The sequence below is a fragment of the Streptomyces sp. NPDC090088 genome, assembly GCF_044747345.1.
GTDB lineage: Bacteria > Actinomycetota > Actinomycetes > Streptomycetales > Streptomycetaceae > Streptomyces.
Genome location: NZ_JBIVDZ010000002.1, coordinates 1,326,380 through 1,343,857 on the forward strand (window position 1 = coordinate 1,326,380; position 17,478 = coordinate 1,343,857).

12 protein-coding genes are annotated in these 17,478 nt (G+C 71.4%); 9 read left to right on the forward strand and 3 right to left on the reverse strand.

Features of this window, described 5'->3' with window-relative positions:
* Positions 1-218 precede the first annotated feature (218 nt).
* A complete protein-coding gene (locus ACIPSJ_RS14770; RefSeq protein WP_401345910.1) occupies positions 219-1,217 on the reverse strand; it encodes an aldo/keto reductase in 999 nt (332 codons plus the stop codon).
* A 75-nt stretch (positions 1,218-1,292) separates the two neighbouring features.
* On the opposite strand from ACIPSJ_RS14770, the gene ACIPSJ_RS14775 reads away from it, so the two are divergent.
* The 6 genes from ACIPSJ_RS14775 to serA all read left to right on the forward strand — a co-directional run bounded on the left by ACIPSJ_RS14775 (position 1,293) and on the right by serA (position 11,260).
* On the forward strand, positions 1,293-2,243 hold the full coding sequence (locus ACIPSJ_RS14775) for a 2-hydroxyacid dehydrogenase (protein WP_401345912.1): 951 nt from the start codon (positions 1,293-1,295) through the stop codon (positions 2,241-2,243).
* A gap of 402 nt (positions 2,244-2,645) precedes the next feature.
* The gene (locus ACIPSJ_RS14780) at positions 2,646-5,660 is read left to right on the forward strand and encodes a putative bifunctional diguanylate cyclase/phosphodiesterase (RefSeq protein WP_401345914.1); all 3,015 of its coding nucleotides are present in this window, start codon (positions 2,646-2,648) and stop codon (positions 5,658-5,660) included.
* A 254-nt stretch (positions 5,661-5,914) separates the two neighbouring features.
* Entirely contained in the window at positions 5,915-7,765 is a 1,851-nt protein-coding gene (locus ACIPSJ_RS14785) for an acetolactate synthase large subunit (protein ID WP_359218857.1), read from the forward strand.
* A gap of 21 nt (positions 7,766-7,786) precedes the next feature.
* Positions 7,787-8,311 carry an acetolactate synthase small subunit gene (gene ilvN / locus ACIPSJ_RS14790; protein ID WP_355717132.1) on the forward strand — a complete coding sequence of 175 codons (525 nt, stop codon included), beginning with the start codon at positions 7,787-7,789 and terminating at the stop codon, positions 8,309-8,311.
* 130 nt (positions 8,312-8,441) lie between these two features.
* Positions 8,442-9,440, forward strand: coding sequence for a ketol-acid reductoisomerase (ilvC, locus tag ACIPSJ_RS14795; RefSeq protein WP_393661246.1), 999 nt, complete (start codon positions 8,442-8,444; stop codon positions 9,438-9,440).
* Positions 9,441-9,670: 230 nt separating this feature from the next.
* A complete protein-coding gene (gene serA, locus ACIPSJ_RS14800; protein ID WP_355714219.1) occupies positions 9,671-11,260 on the forward strand; it encodes a phosphoglycerate dehydrogenase in 1,590 nt (529 codons plus the stop codon).
* Positions 11,261-11,322: 62 nt separating this feature from the next.
* Here the strand turns inward: serA and ACIPSJ_RS14805 are convergent, their stop codons facing one another.
* Positions 11,323-12,837 carry an MFS transporter gene (locus tag ACIPSJ_RS14805; protein WP_401345918.1) on the reverse strand — a complete coding sequence of 505 codons (1,515 nt, stop codon included), beginning with the start codon at positions 12,835-12,837 and terminating at the stop codon, positions 11,323-11,325.
* Between the two features lie 98 nt (positions 12,838-12,935).
* On the opposite strand from ACIPSJ_RS14805, the gene ACIPSJ_RS14810 reads away from it, so the two are divergent.
* Positions 12,936-13,511: a TetR/AcrR family transcriptional regulator gene (locus tag ACIPSJ_RS14810; protein WP_359221438.1), complete on the forward strand. Its 576-nt coding sequence runs from the start codon at positions 12,936-12,938 to the stop codon at positions 13,509-13,511.
* 124 nt (positions 13,512-13,635) lie between these two features.
* Positions 13,636-14,826, forward strand: a complete 1,191-nt coding sequence (locus ACIPSJ_RS14815) for a hypothetical protein (RefSeq protein WP_401345921.1) — start codon at positions 13,636-13,638, stop codon at positions 14,824-14,826.
* Between the two features lie 275 nt (positions 14,827-15,101).
* Here ACIPSJ_RS14815 and ACIPSJ_RS14820 read toward each other — a convergent pair whose 3' ends face one another.
* The gene (locus ACIPSJ_RS14820; protein ID WP_401345923.1) at positions 15,102-16,361 is read right to left on the reverse strand and encodes a PucR family transcriptional regulator; all 1,260 of its coding nucleotides are present in this window, start codon (positions 16,359-16,361) and stop codon (positions 15,102-15,104) included.
* 181 nt (positions 16,362-16,542) lie between these two features.
* Here ACIPSJ_RS14820 and ACIPSJ_RS14825 point away from each other — a divergent pair, with 181 nt between their 5' ends.
* Positions 16,543-17,469, forward strand: a complete 927-nt coding sequence (locus ACIPSJ_RS14825; RefSeq protein WP_359221443.1) for a proline dehydrogenase family protein — start codon at positions 16,543-16,545, stop codon at positions 17,467-17,469.
* Positions 17,470-17,478 lie beyond the last annotated feature (9 nt).

A 17,478-nucleotide genomic window follows, 5' to 3' on the forward strand; every position in this document is an offset into this window, starting at 1 on the left:
CGATCACGGTCCTCTCGACGGCCCCTCCCAGCCGACGCTAGTACAGCGCGTCCCAAAGGGGCGCGGGGCCGTATCGATGTGCGGCTCCGCCGCGTGGGCGCGACCACCAGTGAACCGACGGCAGCAGCGCCCCGCCAGGGGCGCGGGGAACTGCGCGACCAGCTACGACGGAGCCGCACCCGGCCGACGACGGACCGCGGCACTTCCACACCACCCACTCAGTCCCACGATCCCTGCGCGGCCGGCAGCCGCCCCAGCTCCGCCAGATCCTCCGCACTCAGCCGCACATCCACCGAGCCCGCGTTCTCCGCCACCCACCGGCCCTGCTTCGCCCCCGGCACCGGTACCACGTGCCGCCCCTGCGCCAGCACCCACGCCAGCGCCACCTGAGCCGCGGTGACCTCGTCCCCCTGCCGGCGGGCCACCCTCCGCAACTCCGCCACGATCGGCTGGTTCGCCGCCATCATCTCCGCCGTGAACCGCGGATGCCGCGCCCGCAGATCGTCCGGCTCGAACCCCTCACCCGGCGTGAGCGTCCCCGTCAGGAACCCGTTGCCCAGCGGCATCGCCGCCAGGAACCCCACGCCCCGCGCCTCGCACCACGGCAGCAGCGCCTCCAGCGCCTCCGGCGACCACACCGACAGCTCGGCCTCCACCGCACTGACCGGAAACACCTGCTGCACCCGCTGCAACTGCCGAAGGGTCGCGTCATGCAACCGCGCGCCGGACCTGCGCCCCCCGCGCGCCCCCACGGCGCACAACCCCAGCGCCCGCACCTTCCCCGCCTGCACCAGTTCCGCCATCGCGCCCCAGGTCTCCTCGACCGGCACCTCGGGGTCGGCGCGGTGCAACTGGTAGAGGTCGATCACATCGGTCTGCATCCGGCGCAGCGACGCGTCGCACGCCCGCTTCACATAGCCGGGCCGGCCGTTCGCCACGATGTGCTGGTCGCCGACGAGCAGCCCCACCTTCGTCGACACGAACGCCTCGGCACGCCGCTCCTTGAGCACCCGCCCCAGCAGCAGCTCGTTCGTGAACGGCCCGTACATGTCCGCCGTGTCGAGCAGCGTCACGCCCAGGTCCAGCGCCCGGTGCACCGCCCTCACCGACTCGTCACCCCGCTGCCGCGACCCGCTGTACGCCCAGCTCATCGGCATGCACCCGAGTCCGACGGCCCCCACTGCTAGCGCCCCCGCGCCGATCGTCCTGCGCTCCACCAGCCCGTGAACCTCCTTCTCCGGACCCCCAACCTAACCCGCTCGCCGACATACCCCTGACATAGCCTCCTGACCATGACCCACGACGCATGGCTCCCCATCCCGCTCGACGAGTTCACGGACCTGCCCGAAGGGCTCAATTACCTCTTCTGGGACGGTGACCAGGCCTTCCCCGGCGACCCCGCCGACTGCGCCGTCTACGTCGTCCCCTACATGAAGCGGCAGAACGTGAAGGCGCGGCCGCTGGCGGAGATGAGGAACGTCCGGCTCATCCAGACCCTCACCGCCGGTGTCGACGACATGATCGCGGCCCGTGACCTCATCGTCCCCGGGGTGCCCCTCTGCAACGCGCGGGGCGTGCACGACGCGAGCACCGCCGAACTCGCGCTCACCCTGACGCTGGCCTCGCTGCGCGGCGTCCCGGGGTTCGTGCGGGCCCAGCAGGAGGAGCACTGGGAGAGCGGCTTCCACCCCGCCCTCGCCGACAAGTCCGTCCTCATCGTCGGTTACGGAGCGATCGGTTCCGCCATCGAGGACCGGCTCGTGCCCTTCGAGGTTGCGCGGGTGGCGCGCGTCGCGCGCTCCGGGCGCGCCTCGGCGCGCGGTCCCGTGCATCCGCTCACCGAACTGCCGAATCTGCTTCCGGAAGCCGATGTCGTCATCCTCTCCACGCCCCTCACGGACACCACGCGTGGCCTGGTCAACGCGGAGTTCCTCGCACGGATGAAGGACGGTGCGCTACTGGTGAACATCGCGCGCGGTCCCGTCGTGGACACCAAGGCGCTCCTGGCCGAACTGGAGAGCGGCCGGCTCACCGCCGCCCTCGACGTCACCGACCCCGAGCCGCTGCCGGCCGGACACCCCTTGTGGCAGGCGCCCGGCGTGCTGATCAGCCCTCATGTCGGCGGCCCCACCTCGGCCTTCCTGCCGCGCGCCAAGCGCGTCGTCGTCGAGCAGTTGAACCGCTTCGTGAACCGGGAGCCGTTGCGAAACGTGATCCTTACGACGGGATCCACCGACAACTGACAATCCCAGCAACACGCGTGTAATCCGCTTCCGGTACGGTCCGCGACCTTCCGGGCGCGGTGCGTGCGCGTATTGCCGCTGGTCGTCACGGAGCGTAGAGAAGCTATGTCCCTGAGTGACGAGACTGGTGTATCGTCCCGACAGGGGCTGCGCCGCGCACCGTTCGGCGCCGGGGATGGACATTTCAGATTTGTGAGGGGGGCGACGGGCGATGCACGGCCTATGGACGAACGATCCGACGCGGCGGAGCCGCCGGCGGCGACCCTGGCGCACAGCTGCGCGCAGACGCGGCCACCACACCAGCCATCACCACCACCGCCGGCCCAGCGGGCGCGGGCGGCACCCTCACCCGGCGCACCGGGATCCGAGGGACCCGGGAACGGCGCGGGCCGGGAGCATCCGGTGACAGCGCCGACCTCTGTGACGACCACACTCCCCGGAGCGCTGCGGGCACAGCCTCCGGCGGGGATGCCGCACCCCCGGCCGCCGGTCACCGGCGGCGGGACCGGCGTGGTCCGCCAACTCGTCCTGGCCCTGGTCTGCGCGGGATACGCCGTCGGTTCCGCGTTCGACTGGGGCTCGAACCAAGTGGCCCTGTTCATGGGCGACTTCGGTCTGACCGCGGCCGCCGGCACCGCCGCCGTGTCGTGCTTCTTCTACGCCCGCTCCCCGCGGGTCCGCTTTCGACCTGCCTGGCTGCTGTTCGCCCTCTCCTCGGCGATGGCGGCCCTCGGCAACGCGGTCTGGGGGTGGTACGAGGTCGTGCTCCAGCGGCCGGTGCCCAGCCCCAGCTACGCCGACCTGTTCTTCCTGTGCTTCGCGCCGCCCGCCATCGTCGGCCTGCTGGTGCTGGCCAAGCGGCCGGTGAGCAAGGCCGGCTGGATCTGCCTGGGTCTGGACGCCTGGCTGATCGGCGGCTCGCTGCTCACCCTGTCGTGGAGCCTCGCGCTCGCCCAGGCCGCCCGGTTCGACGGGCCCAGCGTCGCGCACACCGCGCTCTCGCTGGCGTACCCGCTGCTGGACATCGCCCTGGTCAGCATGGTGCTCGCGCTGCACTTCCGGCGCTCGCCGGGCAACCGCACCGCGGTGAACACCGCGATCGGCGCGCTCGCCCTGACGGTGATGTGCGACGCCCTGTTCACCTCGCCGCTGCTGCACAGCAGCTACCGCTCCGGGCAACTGCTCGACGCGGGCTGGTTCGCCGGGTCGCTGCTGCTGGCGTACGCCCCGTGGGCCGCGCCCCGGCCGCAGGGCGCCCAGGAGCCCGACGGGCACACCCGCGTGGTCCACGAGCACGTGCCCGGGACCCGGGCCGCGACGCCCAGGCAGGTGCCCCCGCCCGCCCCGGGAGGTGATCACAGCCGGTACCCGGCGGGCCGCCCGCTGACCGGCTCCCTGGCCGCGCTCACCCCGTACCTGGCCGCCGCCGTGTGCACCCTGGGCATCCTCTACAACGTCCTCAACGGCCGCAGCCCCGACCATGTCGTCCTGATCACCGCCGGCTGCGTGGTGCTCGCGCTCGTCGTCCGCCAGGGCATCATGCTGCTCGACAACATCACCCTCACCCAGGAACTGGCGCACCAGGAGAACCACTTCCGCTCCCTGGTGCAGGGCTCCAGCGACGTCATCATGATCGCCGCGCCCAGCGGGGTCCTGCGGTACGTCTCCCCGGCCGCCGCCGGGGTCTACGGACGGCCCGCCGACGACCTGGTGGGCTCGGAACTGGCCAGCCTCATCCACCCGGAGGACCTGGGCTGCGTGGTACACGAGGTGCGCCGCTTCCTCGCCGCCCGCCCCCAGGAGGAACCCACCACCCGTATCGAGTGCCGCTTCCGGTCCGGTGAGGGCGGCTGGCTCAATGTCGAGTCCACCGTCAACCGGCACCACGGCGGCCTCATCTTCAACAGCCGGGACGTGACCGAAAGGGTGCGGCTGCAGGCGCAGCTCCAGCACAACGCCGAGCACGACCCGCTCACCGACCTGCCCAACCGCGCCCTGTTCACCCGGCGCGTCCAGCAGGCCCTGTCCGGCCGCCGCTCCTCCGACCGGGGCCCCGCCCTGAGGAACACGGCGGTGCTCTTCATCGACCTGGACGGGTTCAAGGCCGTCAACGACACGATCGGGCACCAGGCCGGGGACGAACTGCTCGTCCAGGCCGCGCGCAGACTCCAGGACGCGGTCCGCCAGGGCGACACCGCGTCCCGGCTGGGCGGCGACGAGTTCGCGGCGCTGATCGTCGGAGACCACACCCGTGACCGCAGTGCCCGGGAGCGGCACATCCTGGAGCTCGCCGACCGCCTCAGGGTGACCCTCTCCCAGCCGTATCTCATTGACGGCAACGATGTCCGTGTCAACGCGTCCATCGGTGTCGCCTTCGCCGAACCGGGTCTCGGCGCGGGCGAGCTGCTGCGCAACGCCGACCTGGCGATGTACCGCGCCAAGTCGGCCGGGAAGGGCCGCGTCGAGCTGTACCGGCCGCAGATGCAGCAGGACGTCGTACGCAAGGCGGAACTGGCCACCCGGCTGCGGGCCGCGCTGCACGACGGCGAGTTCGCGCTGCTGCACCAGCCCGTGGTCTGCCTGGAGAACGGCCGGATCGAGTCGGTCTCCGCCCAGGCGCGCTGGCGCTCCTCGCAGGGGGTGCTGTTCACCCCGGCCGAGTTCCTGCGGGTCGCCGAGGACAGCGACAAGACCGCCGAGCTGGACCGCTGGATCCTCCAGGAGGCGGTCGAACAGGCCGCCGAGCGGGCCGCCAACGGTCTGGTGGTGCCGATCGCCGTCCGCACCAGTGCCCGGCGGCTGCTCGACCGGTCCTCGCCGCTCGGCTCCGTGGAGGCCCTGCTCACCCGGCACGGCCTGCCGTCCGGGGCGCTGGTCCTGGAGCTGTCCGACACCGACCCCAGGGTCCCGCTGGACGAACTGGAGCGGCGCCTGACCGGGCTCAGCCGGCACGGTGTCCGGATCGCGCTGGACGGCTTCGGCAGCGGCTACGCGGCGATCACGGCCCTGCGCAAGCTCCCCGTCGACGTGCTCAAGCTCGACCGCAGCCTGGTCGAGGGCGTCGTCGAGTCGCCCCGGCTGCACAAGATCACCAGCGGGCTGCTGCGGATCGCCGGCGACCTGGGACTCCAGTCGGTGGCCGAGGGCGTCGACCTGCCCGAGCAGGTCACGGCGCTGCGCACGATGGGCTGCACCCACGGGATGGGCATGGCCTTCTCCGGCCCGGTGGACGAGTACCGGCTGCGCCGGGCGCTCGGATCCGGCCACTATCCGGTTCCGCACGCACCGGCCGAGCCGGCGTTCGCGGGCAGTGGTGCGGGCGGCGGCGCGGGGGTGTACACCAGTGGTGTGCCCGCGGTGCTCGGAGGCGGAAGTGCCCTTCGCTCACATAATGAGACTCCCGTCCCACCCGCTTGACACGTGGTGCGCGTCGGAGGGAGGGTCAGTCCCATGCGCACCCGAATTCTCGTACTTGGACAGCGCGTCGGCTGAGTTGGGTCCCACCGGAGAAGGCTCCGGAAAGCCCAGCGACCACACCGGCGCGCTCCCCTCGCTTGCCTTTTGGCACGAGGGGTTTTTTGTTGCACCAGCACCACCTGTACAGCATGCGTACGGCGGCAGAAAACCGTACGAACCTCGCAAAAACCCTCAGCATCGAGAAGAGAATGCCGATGACCGAGCAGAGCGCCGCGGCCCACCATCCGCAGCCGAGGCCCCGTTCCGGAGGACAGCAGCCCGCCCCCGTCGAGCACGTCACGGGTGCGAAGTCCCTCATCCGCTCCCTTGAGGAGGTCGGCGCTGACACGGTATTCGGCATTCCCGGCGGCACGATCCTGCCGGCCTACGACCCGCTGATGGACTCCACCCGGGTGCGCCATGTCCTCTGCCGTCACGAGCAGGGTGCCGGACACGCGGCCACCGGCTACGCGCAGGCCACCGGCAAGGTCGGCGTCTGCATGGCGACCTCGGGACCCGGTGCCACCAACCTGGTGACGCCGATCGCGGACGCGAACATGGACTCGGTGCCGCTCGTGGCGATCACCGGCCAGGTCGTCTCCGAGGCGATCGGCACGGACGCCTTCCAGGAGGCGGACATCGTCGGCATCACCATGCCGATCACCAAGCACAGCTTCCTGGTCACCAAGGCCGAGGACATCCCGCGGATCATCGCGCAGGCGTTCCACATCGCCTCCACCGGCCGTCCGGGCCCGGTTCTCGTGGACATCCCCAAGGACATCCTCCAGGCGAAGACCACCTTCTCCTGGCCGCCGGTCATGGACCTGCCCGGCTACCGCCCGGTGACCAAGCCGCACGCCAAGCAGATCCGCGAGGCCGCCAAGCTGATCACCGCCGCGAAGCGGCCCGTCCTGTACGTCGGCGGCGGTGTCATCAAGTCGCACGCCACCGCCGAACTCAAGGTCCTCGCCGAGCTCACCGGAGCGCCCGTCACCACCACCCTGATGGCGCTCGGCGCGTTCCCCGACAGCCACCCGCTGCACGTGGGAATGCCGGGCATGCACGGTGCGGTCACCGCCGTCACCGCGCTGCAGAAGGCCGACCTGATCGTCGCCCTCGGAGCCCGCTTCGACGACCGCGTCACCGGCAAGCTGGACAGCTTCGCCCCGTACGCGAAGATCGTCCACGCCGACATCGACCCCGCGGAGATCGGCAAGAACCGCGCCGCCGACGTGCCGATCGTCGGTGACGCCCGCGAGGTCATCGCCGACCTGATCCAGGCGGTCCAGAAGGAGCACAGCGAGGGGAACCAGGGCGACTACACCGCCTGGTGGAAGGACCTGAGCCGCTGGCGCGAGACCTACCCGCTGGGCTACGACCTGCCCGACAACGGCTCGCTCTCCCCGCAGCAGGTCATCGAGCGCATCGGGCAGCTCGCCCCGGAGGGCACGATCTTCACGGCGGGCGTCGGCCAGCACCAGATGTGGGCCGCGCACTACGTCCAGTACGAGAAGCCCGCCACCTGGCTGAACTCCGGCGGCGCCGGAACCATGGGCTACGCGGTCCCGGCCGCCATGGGCGCCAAGGCCGGCCGGCCCGGGCAGGCCGTCTGGGCGATCGACGGCGACGGCTGCTTCCAGATGACCAACCAGGAACTGACCACCTGCGCCCTGAACAACATCCCGATCAAGGTCGCCATCATCAACAACGGCGCCCTCGGGATGGTCCGCCAGTGGCAGACCCTGTTCTACAACCAGCGGTACTCCAACACCGTCCTGCACTCCGGCCCGGACGACGTCAACCCGGACGCCCGCGGCACCCGGGTCCCCGACTTCGTCAAGCTGTCGGAGGCCATGGGCTGCTACGCGATCCGCTGCGAGTCCCCGGACGACCTCGACAAGGTCATCGAAGAGGCGAACTCCATCAACGACCGCCCGGTCGTCATCGACTTCATCGTCCACGAGGACGCCATGGTGTGGCCGATGGTCGCCGCCGGCACCTCCAACGACGAGATCCTGGCCGCCCGGGACGTCCGCCCCGACTTCGGCGACAACGAAGACGACTGAGCGAGAGAGACGCAGAAGAACATGTCCAAGCACACGCTCTCCGTCCTGGTGGAGAACAAGCCGGGCATCCTCGCCCGGATCGCCGCGCTGTTCTCCCGCCGCGGCTTCAACATCGACTCGCTCGCCGTCGGGGTCACCGAACACGCCGACATCTCCCGCATCACGATCGTGGTCAGCGTCGAGGCGCTGCCGCTGGAGCAGGTCACCAAGCAGCTCAACAAGCTCGTCGAGGTGCTGAAGATCGTCGAGCTGGAGCCGGGTTCGGCCGTTCAGCGGGAACTCGTTCTGGTGAAGGTGCGCGCCGACAACGAGACGCGCTCCCAGATCGTCGAGATCGTCCAGCTGTTCCGCGCCAAGACCGTCGACGTCTCCCCGGAGGCCGTCACCATCGAGGCCACCGGCAGCAGCGACAAGCTGACCGCCATGCTCAAGATGCTGGAGCCCTTCGGCATCAAGGAGCTGGTGCAGTCCGGCACCATCGCGATCGGCCGCGGCGCCCGCTCGATCACCGACCGGTCGCTGCGCGCGCTCGACCGTTCTGCGTAAGGCTTGACACGGGCGGCCGCCGATCCGTCCCGGCTCACCGGCCGCCCGTATACCGAGACCCCGAGACTTCCCTTCCGCCCACCGTCATACGGTGGGACGCAACATCTGCACACCAAGGAGAGAACCCAAAGTGGCCGAGCTGTTCTACGACGCCGACGCCGACCTGTCCATCATCCAGGGCCGCAAGGTCGCGGTCATCGGCTACGGCAGCCAGGGCCACGCCCACGCGCTGTCGCTGCGCGACTCCGGTGTCGACGTCCGTGTCGGTCTGCACGAGGGCTCCAAGTCCAAGGCGAAGGCCGAGGAGCAGGGCCTGCGCGTGGTCACCCCGGCGGAGGCCGCCGCCGAGGCCGACGTCATCATGATCCTCGTCCCGGACCCGATCCAGGCCCAGGTCTACGAGGAGTCCATCGCCCCGAACCTGAACGACGGCGACGCGCTGTTCTTCGGCCACGGCCTGAACATCCGCTTCGGCTTCATCAAGCCCCCGGCCGGCGTCGACGTCTGCATGGTCGCCCCCAAGGGCCCGGGCCACCTGGTGCGCCGCCAGTACGAGGAGGGCCGCGGCGTCCCGTGCATCGTGGCCGTCGAGCAGGACGCCACCGGCAACGGCTTCGCGCTCGCGCTGTCGTACGCGAAGGGCATCGGCGGCACCCGCGCCGGCGTCATCAAGACGACCTTCACCGAGGAGACCGAGACCGACCTGTTCGGCGAGCAGGCCGTCCTCTGCGGTGGTACCTCCGCCCTGGTCAAGGCCGGTTTCGAGACCCTGGTGGAGGCCGGCTACCAGCCGGAGATCGCCTACTTCGAGTGCCTGCACGAGCTGAAGCTGATCGTGGACCTCATGTACGAGGGCGGCCTGGAGAAGATGCGCTGGTCGGTCTCCGAGACCGCCGAGTGGGGCGACTACGTCACCGGCCCGCGGATCATCACCGACGCCACCAAGGCCGAGATGAAGCAGATCCTCGCGGAGATCCAGGACGGCACCTTCGCCAACAACTGGATGGCCGAGTACCACGGCGGTCTGAAGAAGTACAACGAGTACAAGACCGCGGACTCCGAGCACCTGCTGGAGACCACCGGCAAGCAGCTGCGCAAGCTGATGAGCTGGGTGAACGAGGAGGCGTAAGCCTCAGCCGACGGGGCCGGAGCACACTGCTCCGGCCCCGTTGTCCACCCCGTCGAATCTCGGACGGGTGATCCTTCCGCAGAGGCGCAGGACGACTCCTGCCGCGCCACTACACTGCCGTACTACATACGCGTCAGGCCCACAGCGTCGTGCGTCTCCACGCGGCTAGCCAACCTCCACCGCCTGCGGCCGTCGGGACGGCCGTCCGCATTGGACCTGTGAGGACTCACGTGAGCTCGAAACCTGTCGTACTCATCGCTGAAGAGCTGTCGCCCGCCACCGTCGACGCGCTGGGCCCGGACTTCGAGATCCGGCACACCAACGGAGCAGACCGGGCCGAGCTGCTCCCCGCCATCGCCGACGTGGACGCGATCCTGATCCGCTCCGCCACCAAGGTCGACGCCGAGGCCATCGCCGCGGCCAAGAAGCTGAAGGTCGTCGCACGAGCCGGCGTCGGCCTGGACAACGTCGACGTCTCCGCCGCCACCAAGGCCGGCGTGATGGTCGTCAACGCGCCGACCTCCAACATCGTGACCGCCGCCGAACTGGCCTGCGGTCTCCTCGTCTCCAGCGCCCGCCACATCCCGCAGGCCAACGCCGCGCTGAAGAACGGCGAGTGGAAGCGCAGCAAGTACACCGGTGTCGAGCTCGCCGAGAAGACCCTCGGTGTCGTCGGCCTCGGCCGCATCGGCGCCCTGGTCGCGCAGCGCATGTCCGCCTTCGGCATGAAGATCGTCGCGTACGACCCCTACATCCAGCCCGCCCGCGCCGCCCAGATGGGCGTGAAGGTGCTGTCGCTGGACGAGCTGCTGGAGGTCGCCGACTTCATCACCGTGCACCTCCCGAAGACCCCCGAGACGGTCGGTCTGATCGGCGAGGAGGCGCTGCGCAAGGTCAAGCCGTCGGTGCGCATCGTCAACGCCGCGCGCGGTGGCATCGTCGACGAGGAGGCGCTGTACGCGGCGCTGAAGGAGGGCCGGGTCGCCGGCGCCGGCCTCGACGTCTACAGCAAGGAGCCGTGCACCGACTCCCCGCTCTTCGAGCTGGACCAGGTCGTCTGCACCCCGCACCTCGGCGCCTCCACCGACGAGGCCCAGGAGAAGGCCGGTATCGCGGTCGCCCGGTCCGTGCGCCTCGCCCTCGCCGGCGAGCTGGTCCCGGACGCGGTCAACGTGCAGGGCGGTGTCATCGCCGAGGACGTCAAGCCGGGCCTGCCGCTCGCCGAGCGCCTCGGCCGCATCTTCACCGCGCTCGCGGGCGAGGTCGCGGTCCGTCTCGACGTCGAGGTCTACGGCGAGATCACCCAGCACGACGTGAAGGTGCTGGAGCTGTCCGCGCTCAAGGGCGTCTTCGAGGACGTCGTCGACGAGACGGTGTCGTACGTCAACGCGCCGCTGTTCGCGCAGGAGCGGGGTGTCGAGGTCCGCCTCACCACCAGCTCCGAGGCGAGCGAGCACCGCAACGTGGTGACCGTGCGCGGCACGCTCGCGGACGGCGAGGAGGTGTCGGTCTCCGGCACGCTGGCCGGCCCGAAGCACCTCCAGAAGATCGTCGCGGTCGGCGACTACGACGTCGACCTCGCCATCGCCGACCACCTGCTGGTGCTGCGCTACGAGGACCGCCCGGGCGTCGTCGGCACCGTCGGCCGCATCCTCGGCGAGGCGGGCATCAACATCGCCGGTATGCAGGTGGCCCGTGCGGTCGCCGGCGGCGAGGCGCTGGCCGTGCTGACCGTCGACGACTCGGTCGACGCCGGTGTGCTGGCCGAGGTCGCCGAGGAGATCGGGGCCACCTCGGCCCGTGCGGTCAACCTCGTCTGACCCCGAGATGCACGGACGCCGGCCGGGCTGAGAGTCCCTCAGCCCGGTCGGCGTTCCGCTGTCTACGCGCTCTTGCGCAGGCTCACCCCCGCCCCCACCGCCGCCAGCACCAGCAGCACCGCCCCCGCGATCGCCGCCCCCCGCATCCCGCTGGTGAACGCCTCCCGCGCGGTCCGGACCAGGGCGTCTCCCGCGTGCCCCGGCAGCCGGCCCGCCGTGGCCAGCGCGCCGCCCAGCGTCTCCCGGGCCGGTGCCGGAGCCGTGGCCGGCATGTCGTGGCGGTAGACGGCCGTACCGATCGACCCCAGCACCGCCATCCCCAGCGCGCCGCCGAACTCCGCGCCGGTCTCCAGCAGTGAGGAGGCCGTGCCCGCCCGTTCCACCGGCGCTCCGCCCATCGCGAGGTCGGTCAGCTGGGACATGATCGCGACCATTCCGCAGGCGAGGACGCCGGCCCCGGTCAGCACCAGCCACAGCGAGTCGGTGCCGACGAGGGCGAGCAGCACGAACCCGGCCGCCATGGCCGCGAAGCCGCCCGCGACGACGTACCCCCGGTCGGCGCCGCGCTGCACCAGCTGGGCCGTGACCGGTCCGGCGACCCCGATGAACACCGAGGGCAGCAGGCTCCACAGCGCCGCCGCGAGCGGGCTCATCCCGAGGACCGACTGCAGGTACTGCGTGGTGAAGACGGCCGAGCCCATCATGGCGAGCGAGGCGACGAGGGTGAGGACCAGCGCCGGGGTGAAGCCGCGGCCCTTCAGCAGGGCCGGCGGGATCAGCGGGGAGCCGGTGGTGCGCTGGCGGTGGACGAAGAGGGCGGCGAAGAGCAGGCCGACGGTGACCGAGACGACGTACAGCGGGTGCCAGCCCTCGGAGGGGATCTCCTTCAGGCCGTAGATCACCGGGAGTACGGCGGCCAGCGAGAGCGGGACGCTCAGCCAGTCGAAGCGGCCGGGGGAGGGGTCGCGGGACTCCGGGAGCAGGAACGGGCCGAGGAGCAGGAGCAGGGCCATCGCGGGCAGGTTGACCAGGAAGACCGAGCCCCACCAGAAGTGCTCGACGAGGATCCCGCTCATCACCGAGCCGAGCGCGATCCCGCCGGTCATCACCCCGGACCACAGGCCGATCGCCTTCGCGCGCTGGCCGGGGTCGGTGAACATCGTGCGCAGCAGGGCCATCGTGGACGGCATCAGGGTCGCGCCGCCGAGGCCGAGCACCGCGCGGGCGGCGATCAGGGTCCCGGCGCTGTCCGCGTACGCGGCGAGCAGCGAGGCGCCGCCGAAGGCCGCGGCGCCGAAGAGCAGCAGGCGACGGCGGCCGACGCGGTCGCCCAGCGCGCCCATGGTCATCAGCAGGCCGGCCAGGACGAAGCCGTAGACGTCCAGGATCCACAGCTGCTGGGTGCCGCTCGGACGGAGGTCCGCGCCGATCGCCGGGAGGGCGAAGTAGAGGACCGAGACGTCCATCGAGACCAGGAGCAGCGGCAGCATCAGCACGCCGAGCGCGGTCCATTCACGGCGTCCCGCAAGGGTGCCGGTCTCACGTGGGGTGGTGGTCGTGCTCGTCGGGTTCGTCATGCCGAGGAATGTACGGGCGTATTAAACGCTTGTCTAGAACGAATGTATAAGTCATTCGTCTAGGACGGTTGTATGGATCCCGGGGTAGGGTGGTCCGCATGGGACACCGTGAGGATCTGCTGGAAGGCGCCAAGCGCTGCCTGCTGGAGAAGGGGTTCGCGCGGACGACGGCGCGCGACATCGTCAAGGAGTCGGGGACCAACCTCGCCTCGATCGGCTACCACTACGGCTCCAAGGACGCGCTGCTCGCGCAGGCCTACATCGCGCTGGTGGAGGAGCTGTCCTTCGACGGCGGCGACGCAGGGCTGACCGGAGCGCCCGGCTCCCTCGACCGGTTCCGCGAGGTGTGGTCGCACATCGTCGGCACCATGCGCGAGCCCGGCACGATGTGGCGGCTCAGCGTGGAGATCATGGCGATGGGCGATCAGCTGCCGGAGGTGCGCGACCAGTTGGCCCGCGCCCAGCGCGAGGGCGGCCGTGGACTGACCTCGCTGATGATGGGCGTACCGGAGGAGGAGGTCTCCGACGAGACCGCCGACACCCTCGGCCGCTTCTACATGACCCTCATGTCCGGCCTGATCTCGGCATGGACCTTCGACCCGAAGACCGCGCCCGACGGCGACGCGCTCACCGAGGGGCTGCGCCAGATCGTCGAGGCCGCCACCCGCACCTGAGCGCGGGGACCGGCCGGATGCCTCATCGGGCAGCCGACGCTGCCCCGGAGGGTCTGGACCGTCGCCGGCGCCGGCGGCTATCGACGTCAGGAGAACCGTTTCTGATCCCGGCGGAAGGTATCCCATGCACGCTCACGGCCACACCGGTGCGCGAGAGACCCGGAGGGAGCGTTCGCCGGCGCGGCCGACGGTCCGTCAGGAGCGGTCGCCGTCGCCGGGGCTGCTGGGCATGATGGGCACCGCAGGCAACGCCGCCGTGGCGGAGATGTTCCGCCGCTCCGGGCAGTCCGCCGGACCGTCCGGCCCGTCCGTGCAGCGCCAGACCGACGGGGACGGGAAACAGCTGGTCATCCAGGGCGACGACGGCCCGGTGACGGTCCGTTCCGCCTCCGATCTGCTGGTGTGGCTGATGAGCCACCCGACCCGCCCGGCGCCGGCGAACTACGCCGAACCCGACGTCCTGCGCCGGGTCCTGGCCCGGCTGGAGGGGGCCGGGGGTGCCGTCGGCGCGGCCGCGGTGTGGGCCGCGGTGCGCGCGGTCGTCACCCGGGTGGCCACGACCGCCAGCACCAGCAGCGAGAGCGACAGCGACGAGGAGGGCGGGTTCTTCCGCACCGCCCCGGCCCGGCGGAACACCGACAGCAGCAGCGAAGAGGAGTCCGAGGCCGAGTCCGAGACCGCCTCCGAGACCGGCGAGGACTGGGACGCGGGGCACTGGGACACGGACGAGTTCGGGGCGCCGGAGGCGGCCGAGTTCCGCCGGGAGATGCCCGAGGGCGACATCGCCGAACAGCAGCGGACGCTGAGCGCGTCGCTGTCCGGCTACCGGTTCGTGGGCTTCCACGGCACCAACGCGGAGAACGTCGGCGGTCTGATCATCGACGGCCCGGACGTGGCCCGGATCGCCTCCGGCCACGGCATCGGCAAGGGGCGCGGCTTCTACGTCGCCCCGGTCGTCGGCCCGCCCGGCGCGAAGGCCCCGGGCACCGCCGCCGCCAAGAAGGAGGCCCGGCTGTGGGGGCGGTTCCTGGTCGCCGTCTATGTCGCCGACGACGTCACGGTGGGTCACCACGCCGACGAGTCCGACGGCGGGGTCGAGTTCGAAGACACCGGCGCGTCGGGCAGCGGGCCGGAGATGGCCTACCACGGCTCCGACGAACTCGTCATCCCCGAGCAGCTGTTCGGCAAGATCAAGCTGGTCCGCAACGTGGACGACGTCACCATGCCGACCGCCTCCCGCCAGGCCGGCGCGGTGCCTTACGAGGACGGCGTCAGCGCCTACCGGAAGACCGCGAAGGGGAAGGGGCGGAGGTAGGAGGCGCAGGGCAGGGAGCGGCGGCACGGGCGGCACCTGGTCGTGCGGCCGGAGCGTGGTGGTGCGGGGGTGGTGTGGCCGAATGGCCGGGGCGTTGCGGTGCGGGCGGGGCATGGCTGTATCGCCGGGACGTGGCCGTGCCCCCGGCTACGGCCGTTCGGCCGGACGCCGCCGTAGCCGGACGCCGCCGTAGCCGGACGCCGCCGTAGCCGGACGCCGTCGTTGGCAGACACCGCCGCAGCCGGGAAGCGGCCGTACAGCCCGGAGACGAAGGCCTACAGCCGTGCCCCCTTCAGAGCCATGTGCAGCAGTAGGCGGTCCTCGCCGTCGTCCAGGTCGAGGCCGGTGAGCTGTTCGACGCGGGAGAGGCGGTAGTAGAGGGTCTGGCGGTGGATGCCGAGGGCCGCCGCTGTGCGGCCTGCCTGGCCCGCGCAGTCGAGGTAGGCCTCGGCGGTGCGGGCGAGTTCGCGGTGGGCCGGGGTGAGCAGGGGGCTCACGGCGCGGTCGTGGGAGGCCTCCGGTCCCAGGGCGGTCAGCAGCCGGTAGGGGCCGATGCGGGCCCACTCGGCGACCGGCCCGAACCGGGGCTCGGCCAGCGCGGCGCGGGTCGCGGCGGCGGCTTCCTGCCAGGCCGCGCCCAGTTCGGCGAGGCCGGTCCGGGCGTCGCCCACCCCCGCCGCGCGGCCCGGGGCCGCCAGGGCCGTCGACCCCGCGAATCCCGCGGCGACGGCGGCGGCCGTCCGCGCCCCGGCCCCGCGGGCCGCCGCCGAGCGGGCCTCCTCCGCGTCCTTGAGCAGCCGGGCGGCGGCCGTCAGGGCGGGGGTGACCACGTCGGTGCTGCGCAGCCGGACCAGTACGGCCAGGCTGTGGCCCGCCGTGCCCCAGGGCAGCGTGCACAGCGCGGTGGCGTGCGGGACCGTCCGCGGGGAGGGGGCGTCGTCCGGGTCGGCGGAGGGCCAGGGCGCGACGCAGACCACCGTGTGCGGGACGTCCGCGCGAGCGCCGAGGGCGGTCCGCAGCTCGGCCACCGCCGCGTCCCGATGCCAGCCGGGCTCCGCCGTGAGCACCGCCCGCAGCTCCCGGCCCAGCCCCGCCCCGGCCTGCGCCTCGTCCGCGAGCAGTGCGCCGATGCGCCCGGCCACCTCCATGGCCGCGGCCAGCTGGGCGTCCGTCGGGCCCGGGTCGTCGTCGAGCAGCCATACATAGCCGAGGACGACGCCCCGATGGCGTACCGGCAGACAGATCCGTCCCCGGTACACCCCGGCCTCCGGGGTCGGCGGGATGCGGACCGGTCCGGTCGCCCGGGTGATGCCGAAGCCCTCGAACCAGGCGCGGACCGCCGAGGTGGAGCGCCGGGTCAGGATCGAGCGGGTGCGGACCGGGTCCAGCGCCGACGGATCCAGGTCGCCCTCACTGTCGTACGCCCCGAAGGCGAGCAGTTCGAAGTCCCGGTTCTCCAGGGTCGCCGGGACGCCGAGGAGCTCCGAGATCTCGTCGACCAGCTCCTGGTAGTCACCCTTGAATTCCGACGTCACCCGGGCATTCTCCCGCAATTCACGGATGCCTTCATACATCTGTCTGAGATCCGTGGCACGGATGCGTGACAGCTGTCGATGGCCCACGATCGAAGGGATCCTTAACTTTCACGGTGGTTCCCCGTGCCGTATCCAAATCGTCGGATCGCGGCCGTTACGGCATGTGTTGTGGAGGTGCCCCGTGCTGGGTCCCGTGATTCTCGCCGCGTCGCGCAGCGACCGGATGCGTCGTCTGATCTCGGCGGCCCCGGTGACGAAGCAGGTCGTCGACCGCTTCATCCCCGGTGAGACGGTCGCCGACATCGTCCCGATCATCGAGGAGCTCACCGGCCGCGGCCTGGAGCTGACGATGGACGTCGTCGGCGAGGACATCACCACCCCGGAGCAGGCCGCCGCCGCCCGGGACGCCTACCTCGCGCTCGTCGAGCGGCTGAAGGACCTCGGCCTCGGCGAGCGCGTCGAGATGTCGGTGAAGCTGTCGATGTTCGGGCAAGCGCTGGAAGGCGGTCACGAGCTCGCCCTCGCCAACGTCCGCCCGGTCGTCGAGGCCGCCGCCGCGATCGGTACGACCGTGACCCTCGACGCCGAGGACCACACCACCCTCGACTCGATGTTCGCCATCCACGAGGAGCTGCGGACGGACTTCCCGCAGACCGGCTGCGTCATCCAGGCCTACCTCTTCCGCACCGAGGCCGACGCCCGCCGCCTCGCCGCGGCCGGCAGCCGCGTCCGCCTGGTCAAGGGCGCCTACAAGGAGCCCGCCGAGGTCGCCTACCAGCAGAAGAGCGAGATCGACAAGGCGTACGTCCGGATCCTGCGGACTCTGATGGAGGGCGAGGGGTACCCGATGGTCGGCTCCCACGACCCGCGCCTCATCTCCATCGCCCAGGAACTCGCCCGGCGCGCGGGCCGCAAGCCCGACGAGTACGAGTTCCAGATGCTGTACGGCATCCGGAGCGACGAGCACCTGCGGCTCGCCGCCGAGGGCCACCGGATGCGCGTCTACACCGCCTACGGCACCGACTGGTACGGCTACTTCATGCGTCGTCTCGCGGAGAAGCCGGCGAACCTGCGCTTCTTCCTCCGCTCGATGGTCAGCAAGGGCTGAGCCCGGCGA

What these genes read in the sequence shown, in the direction of transcription:
- ACIPSJ_RS14805 (WP_401345918.1), bottom strand. Translation starts at nt 12,837, where the DNA reads ATGACGAACCCGACGAGCACGACCACCACCCCACGTGAGACCGGCACC.
- ACIPSJ_RS14785 (WP_359218857.1), top strand. Translation starts at nt 5,915, where the DNA reads ATGACCGAGCAGAGCGCCGCGGCCCACCATCCGCAGCCGAGGCCCCGT.
- ACIPSJ_RS14775 (WP_401345912.1), top strand. Translation starts at nt 1,293, where the DNA reads ATGACCCACGACGCATGGCTCCCCATCCCGCTCGACGAGTTCACGGAC.
- ilvN (WP_355717132.1), top strand. Translation starts at nt 7,787, where the DNA reads ATGTCCAAGCACACGCTCTCCGTCCTGGTGGAGAACAAGCCGGGCATC.
- ACIPSJ_RS14815 (WP_401345921.1), top strand. Translation starts at nt 13,636, where the DNA reads ATGCACGCTCACGGCCACACCGGTGCGCGAGAGACCCGGAGGGAGCGT.
- ACIPSJ_RS14810 (WP_359221438.1), top strand. Translation starts at nt 12,936, where the DNA reads ATGGGACACCGTGAGGATCTGCTGGAAGGCGCCAAGCGCTGCCTGCTG.